Raw genomic sequence first — 3,800 nt, 5'->3', positions numbered from 1 at the left:
GGCATTCAACGCACACGGCTACCTGACGGACACGGTACTTACGGCTCGGGAGGGCGAAGATGCCTTTGCGAAGAGAGTCTATGATGTGGCTGTCCTTGACGAATACCTGCCCGACGGTACGGGAGATGTCCTGCTCGATATTTTCCAGGTATTGAGGCCGGATTGTGCCTGTTTGATGATGACCACAGACACGACGTCTGAGCGGCCGCTTTCCTGGATAAAACGGGGTGCGTCCGCTTATTTGTGCAAACCCTTCGATCCGGAGATCCTCATCGTACTGTGTGATCGGGCCCGCCGTGAGCATGCATTGCTGCGCATAGAAGACCTGCTCGAAGCACGCACCCTGAAATTGCAGGAGAGTGAAGAGCGCTTTTCACTGGCCATGGAGGCCTCAAAAGACGGGATATGGGACTGGGATTTAACAACTGGAGACATTTATTGCAGCCCGAGCTTAACATCCATGCTTGGATATGATTCTACTGATGTTATAGAAAATGTAGATAAATGGCAGGATCTGATACACCCGGAGGAGAGGCAAAAAGCTTATCAGATAAATATGGACTGCGTAAATAATCTGACAGATTCCTTTGAATTTGAATACCGTATGAAGACAAGGGATGGAGACTGGAAATGGATTTTGGGACGCGGACAGGCAGTATACAGGGATGCGTCTGGTAAAGCCGTGCGTATGATAGGCACCCATCAGGACATCACCGACCGTAAAGAGGCAGAGAACCAACTTCGTTTCCAGTCGCTTGTTCTCAATCAGATCCAGGACCGCGTGACCGTGACCGACCTCAACGGCGTCATAACCTATGTCAACGATGCCGTTGTCCAGGCATTGGGGTACTCCCGAAATGAACTGATTGGTGTCTCCACTGAAAAGTACTGCGAAAACCCCGAACAAAGCATCACTCAGCGAAAGATTGTTGAAAAGACGTTGAAGAATGGGCAATGGCGGGGCGAGGTCGTCAACCAGACTGCCGATGGACAGGAACTCACGCTGGATTGCCGAATACAGGTCGTGTTTGACGAGCATGGCCGGAAAATCGCTCTGGCCGGAATTTCAACGGACATCACCGAGAGAAGGAAGTCAGACGCGGAACGGGAAAATCTTCAAGCCCAGCTCATCCAGGCCCAGAAGATGGAATCCGTTGGCCGTCTGGCCGGTGGAGTGGCCCATGACTTCAACAACATGCTGGGAGTGATACTGGGGCATACTGAAATGGCACTGATGCAGGCAGATGAAAATCACGATCTTTATGCCAGCCTGAAAGAGATTCAAAAAGCAGCCATGCGTTCGGCTGAAATCACAAAACAGTTGCTGGCTTTTGCCAGAAAACAGACTATTTCACCCAAAAAGATTGATTTGAACGATACCGTTGAGAGTATGCTCAATATGTTGCGCCGTCTCATCGGTGAAGACATTGATTTGGTATGGCAGCCCTCCACCCATCTTTGGGCCGTGAAAATGGACCCGTCCCAGATCGACCAGATCCTTGCCAATCTGTGCGTAAATGCCAGGGATGCCATCGCAGGCGTGGGCAAACTCACCATTGAAACCGGAAAGAAAACATTTGATGAAGCATACTGCAAAGAACACATGGGCTTTATCCCCGGGGATTTTGTGCAGCTGGCAGTCAGTGATAATGGGTGCGGCATGGACAAGGACACCCTGAACAAACTGTTTGAACCGTTTTTTACCACCAAAGAAATGGGCAAAGGTACCGGCCTGGGGCTTGCCACCGTTTATGGGATCATCAAACAGAACAACGGCTTCATTAATGTTTACAGCGAACCAGGCCAGGGATCCACCTTTAAGGTTTATCTGCCAAGGTTGGTGACAGATCAAGAAACTGATAAAACCGTTCCTGCAAAAAAAGCAGTAGCCGGAGGAACAGAAACCATCCTGCTGGTGGAGGATGAACCAACAATTTTACAAATGACACGGATGATGCTGGAAAAGAAGGGTTATACTGTACTCTCCTCAGCCACACCTTCAGATGCCCTTGAAAAGGCAAAAAAACATTCCGCTTCCATTGATCTGCTCATGACCGATGTGGTAATGCCGAAGATGAACGGTCGTGATCTGGCTGAAAAAATCATTGATCTTTACCCTGGTATCGGCCTGCTGTTCATGTCCGGATATACCGCCAACGTCATTGCCCATCAAGGAGTGTTGGAGGAAGGTGTCCATTTCATCCAGAAACCTTTCTCAATGAACGATCTGGCCTCCAAAGTACGGGAAGTTTTGGAGGCCAGTTTTTGATAAAAATCAAGGTTAATTATCTCATTTACCGAATGTTTACGTTATATGTTGTTATTGCTTTTTGATTCTATGGAGTTAAGGGCTTTTTCCAATAGCATATTAAATTCATCGGGCTTTTCCAGCATTGGAAAGTGACCAGTTCCCTCAATATACAAAAGTTGATAGTTTTTTATATGCTTTCTGTTTTCTTCAGGTGCTGTCGGCCATAATCGGGCGTTTATTGAGACCACAGGAATGTTGATATCTTTAAATACAATGGCAGCTTCTCCGCTTACATACTGCCCCAGATAGTTTCGAAAAGCATTTAAGGCAATTTCCTTTGGGGCAGAAGACATATCTTCTTTTACCCAATCTACCAATTGTTGATCAGTACCTTTCGGAAACATTGGTGAAACAAAATTTTGTGCGGCACTTTTAAAATCAGTTTTAAAGGGCTTGACCATTTCGTCAATTACACTTTGCGGGGTGCGCTCCGCAACATTTTGCAAGGTATCAATTGCTACAATCCCAACTACTTTTTCTGGCATTAATCTGGCCGCTTCAGCAATTACACCGCCTCCCATTGAGTGGCCGATCAAAATAGCTCTCTCAATGTGTTCCTTATCAATAATTGCTTTTACATCGTTAGCGAAGGACAGCATTGAAAACTCGGATCTATCTAATGAAGAATGTCCATGGCCAGCCAAATCTACTGTGATTACTTGATACTTTTTTGCGAATGCAGAAATTTGTTTCTGCCAGTAACGTCCGTCACAACTCCAGCCGTGAATAAAAATAAGCGAGGAGTTTCCTTTGCCGACCACATCATAGGCGATACGTTCTGAGTCAAAAGACAATGCGACATCATGCCTGAGAGAAAGCTCGTTGCTCGCACATCCCGATAATAGGAGGAAAGGTATTAATATAAATAATATCTGTTTTTTCATGTTTGTTCCTTTTATGTTTACAATGAACTCTATTCCCAATAATGACTCTTGTACTTCTACTTAGAGTCTTCAATAGGCCATCATGCCTTAAAAAAGGCTCACACTCCTGCCTGTCCTCGCTCATACTTTCTTCTCAGTGAGACAAAGTATGATGAAGACAACGTTTCCTGTCAACAATTTTCTTTCAAAGGATACTTTTTTGTTAAGATTTGTAACTCTCCATTCGCTCATTTCAAATGTGAGAAGAGGCACATCATCAATAATATGCAGTTGGTTTTTGTTTAAAATTGCTTGATCTTTTGATGTCAAATCTATTATCATTTCAGCACCTTTAAATTGAAATAAGAAAAAAGGAACAGCCAAGAAACAGAAGGTGAATTTCATATCAAAATATAATGTTTTTTTATTTTTACAAGCCCTCTTCAAAATTAATTTTTCTATAATCTCGTCAGTCATAAGTTCTCTGAATATCTACTACACATAGTATTCATTTGAATAATCAAAACACAATATATGGTGGTAGATGTGAGAACTTACAACTCTTGAGTATAATTTAAAATGAGCTAATGGGGAGGTAGAGGAAAAAAGAATGCAGATACTCATTG

Annotated in this window: 3 protein-coding genes; 1 reads left to right on the top strand and 2 read right to left on the bottom strand. The window is 44.2% G+C overall.

Features of this window, described 5'->3' with window-relative positions:
* Positions 1-2,269 (top strand): PAS domain-containing protein (locus HQK80_15905; GenBank protein ID MBF0223677.1); only part of this gene is annotated, 2,269 nt, incomplete at its 5' end.
* Positions 2,270-2,310: 41 nt separating this feature from the next.
* Here HQK80_15905 and HQK80_15900 read toward each other — a convergent pair.
* On the bottom strand, positions 2,311-3,195 hold the full coding sequence (locus HQK80_15900) for an alpha/beta hydrolase (GenBank protein ID MBF0223676.1): 885 nt from the start codon (positions 3,193-3,195) through the stop codon (positions 2,311-2,313).
* Positions 3,196-3,315: 120 nt separating this feature from the next.
* Complete coding sequence (locus HQK80_15895) at positions 3,316-3,651, bottom strand: hypothetical protein (protein MBF0223675.1); 336 nt, start codon at positions 3,649-3,651, stop codon at positions 3,316-3,318.
* Positions 3,652-3,800: the final 149 nt, after the last annotated feature.

Source organism: Desulfobulbaceae bacterium (genome assembly GCA_015231515.1).
Classification (GTDB): Bacteria; Desulfobacterota; Desulfobulbia; order Desulfobulbales; family VMSU01; genus JADGBM01.
This window is presented reverse-complemented; position numbering and strand designations above follow the sequence as displayed.